General features: G+C 64.4%; 2 protein-coding genes and 1 pseudogene. 2 read left to right on the top strand and 1 reads right to left on the bottom strand.

Translation table 11 applies throughout. The features are described 5' to 3' along the window. Positions 1-333 (bottom strand): annotated as a pseudogene (locus tag ACI944_RS13700) (glutathione S-transferase family protein); the annotation flags it as partial. Between the two features lie 336 nt (positions 334-669). Here ACI944_RS13700 and ACI944_RS13695 point away from each other — a divergent pair. Next, the gene (locus ACI944_RS13695) at positions 670-1,890 is read left to right on the top strand and encodes an MFS transporter (RefSeq protein ID WP_411719583.1); all 1,221 of its coding nucleotides are present in this window, start codon (positions 670-672) and stop codon (positions 1,888-1,890) included. A 203-nt stretch (positions 1,891-2,093) separates the two neighbouring features. Beyond that, entirely contained in the window at positions 2,094-2,879 is a 786-nt protein-coding gene (locus ACI944_RS13690) for a TSUP family transporter (RefSeq protein ID WP_411719582.1), read from the top strand. Positions 2,880-3,058 lie beyond the last annotated feature (179 nt).

The following is a 3,058-nucleotide window of genomic DNA, read 5'->3' as shown; positions in this document are numbered from 1 at the left end:
GTAGTCGCTCCCGTGTACCGTGTCGGGCATACAGCCGTCCTTCTCCGGGGTGAATCGCCACCCCTCGTCCCTGCGGACGGGGTCGACGATGTCCATCGAGACGATGTCGCTCAGGCCCAGTAGTTGTCGCGTCAGCGCGGCCCCGTGCGCCCAGGGACAGTTCCGGGCGATGTAGAGATGGTACCGGCCGGGCTCGGGCTGGAACCGGGCGTCCGGGTCGTCGCTGATGTGGTCGCGGAACGTCGTCTTGGCCCGGTCGAAAGCACCGTCCTCGTCGGTCGTCGACTCCACGTCGGTCCGCCACTCCCCGTCGACGAGCATGTTGCGGCCCATGGGGTTGGTTCGGCTCCAGGACATACAACCGTAGGGGCCGGCGGTCCCGTGGTCGCACGACCGTCTAGCACACCGGTATCGACTGGAAAATGTGAGAAGAGGGGTGCGATAGTGAGTCTCGATACTGTTGCAATCTCTTATCGTATACTAATCGCCGAGGATGTCCCGTTCCGCAGTCATTTTCTCAGCGTGGGTGCAGGTGTGTTCTGATATATATAATACGCGCTGCGGTGTGCAATACACACGAATCCCCTCGTGAGTTTTTGCCCAGTTTGATGAGTACACCAGTGTGATGGATAGGGAGTCGCAGAAAAAATTGACAATTCGAGGTCAAATATGAAACAGGAACAGACGAAAACGAGTCGCTACCGTGTCCTCCTCGTTCTTGCTGTTGCCGAACTGTTGGCGATGACGCTCTGGTTCAGTGCTTCAGCGGTCGGGCCGGAACTCGCGGCGCTCTGGAATCTTACGAGTGCCGAGACGGCTTGGTTGACGAACGCGGTGCAACTCGGATTCGTCGTCGGCGCCGTTCTCTCTGCGACGCTCACCCTCGCGGATACGATTCCGCCCCGGTACCTATTTGCCGTCTCGGCCGCCATCGGTGCGGGAGCAACTGCACTGATTGCCCTTGTCGTGTCGTCGTTCCTCCCGGCCGTCTTGTTACGGTTTCTCACCGGTGTCGCACTGGCCGGGGTGTACCCGACAGGCATGAAAATCATGGCTGGCTGGTTTCGAGAAGGGCGCGGTCTCGCTATCGGCACGCTTGTCGGTGCACTTACAATCGGATCGGCAATGCCGCATCTGCTTCGGGCGATCGGTGGCGTCGGCCGTCCGCGGCTCGTCTTGCTGGGCGCAGCTGGCCTCGCAGCAGTCAGTGGTGTGCTCGTTCTCTTCGTACGCCCGGGCCCTCACCAGGCCCCGGCAGCCCCATTCGATCCCGGAGCCGTTCGGCGGATGCTCGGTGACCGCGGGACGATGCTCGCCAATCTCGGATATTTCGGCCACATGTGGGAATTGTACGCCGTCTGGGCGTGGATTCCCGTATACTTGACTGCGAGTTTCGCTGCCAGCGGTGATCCGGCACCGACACTCGCTGCGCTGCTCGCATTCGGAACCATTGCGGTAGGAGGTATCGGTGCCATCGTCGCCGGTGGGTTCGCTGACCGTATCGGACGGACAACCGTCACGAGCGGAAGTATGATTATCAGCGGAACTGCCTGTATCGGTGCCGGCTTCGTGTTTGGTGGTCCGCTGCTCGTCCTCGTTCCGTTCCTGTTGATCTGGGGGTTCGTTATCGTCGCCGACTCCGCGCAGTTCTCGGCAGCCGTCTCTGAACTCGCCGAGGACAGTTACGTCGGATCCGCTCTGACGCTGCAGACTGCCGTCGGCTTTCTCCTCACGGTGGGGTCGATCCAGGTCACCCCGGTTATCGCCGGTGCCGTCGGCTGGCAGTGGGCGTTTTCGCCACTGGTTGTCGGACCGTTCGTCGGGACGGTCGCGATGTTGTGGCTCAGACGGCTTCCCGAGGCAACTGCACTGGCTGGCGGTCGTGGGTGACTCCGCTCTTGAGCTGGATCGACCTCGAAGCGAGTCACTTCTGGCTTTCCCGCGGGAGACTACATCGCCGCCGCCGATCTTCCGTTCGAGGGCGGCGAGTTCGTCGGCACCCCTATGTTCCGGGGGGCGGACGAATCGCGTATGTGCGGGACACTCCGGCACTACGAGGTGGCCGACCCCTCTCCCGGGCGGGGCCCCGCCCGATGACCGCGGCGCTCACGCCGACGCTGATTGCGATCGTGACGCTGGTCGTGCTTGTTGCCGGCGCGACGAATGGGCTCGCCGGGTTCGGCTTCGCCGTCGTCGGGACGATGGTGCTGGCGACGGTCGTCGAGCCCGCGACGGCGGTCGTGTTCATGATCGTCCCGATCCTCGCCGTGAACGTCTCGCTGGTGCGTGACCTCACACGTGAGGAACTACGGACCTGCAGCCAGCAGTTCGCGCCGCTCATCGGCGCCGCTCTCGTGGGAACGGTCGTCGGGATGGCGGTACTCGACAGCCTGCCGGAGGCGCCGCTCCGGGTCGGACTCGGCGTCCTGACGCTGGGATTCGTGGCGAGCGCCCAGCGGGTCGTCCCGCTACCGGGTCTCGACGCGATTGGTGGGGCCGAACTCGGACGGTCGAGCGTCGGGATGGTCGGTATCGGCGCTATCTCCGGACTCCTGTTTGGCGGCACCAACGTCGGCGTCCAGCTCATCGCCTACCTCCGGAGTTTCGACCTCTCGCACGGCCTGTTCGTCGGCGTCGTCGCGCTCGTCTTCCTCGGCCTGAACGGAATCCGGGTCGGCATCGCGGGCGCACTCGGGCTCTACCCCAGTCTCGCCGTCGTCGGGGCCTCGGTCGTCGCCGCCGTCCCGGCGGTGGCCGGCGTCGCGGTCGGCAAGCGGCTCCGGACGACCGTGAGCGAGGGGGCTCGCCGGGCCGTCGTCCTCGGGCTGTTGACCGTCGTCGGCGTCCGGTTGGTGACGAGCGGACTCGGAATCGTGTGAGTACCGCATCACGGGATTCACGTCCTCTCCCCACAGGGCGAGGTTTTCGGCCTGAAACTCGGATACCCTCTCGGATGGGCTGACAGAGTCAGCAGTCCGCCTCCGTTACTCGGCTGGCACGTCGCGGAACGCCGACAGCATCACCTTGTTCAGCGTCGGGTGGGCGTGGACGGTGTCGG

Source organism: Natronomonas sp. (genome assembly GCF_046710025.1).
Taxonomy (GTDB): Archaea; Halobacteriota; Halobacteria; order Halobacteriales; family Haloarculaceae; genus Natronomonas.
Note: the sequence above shows the minus strand (reverse complement) of the source record. Positions and strands in the feature narration are given on the sequence as shown.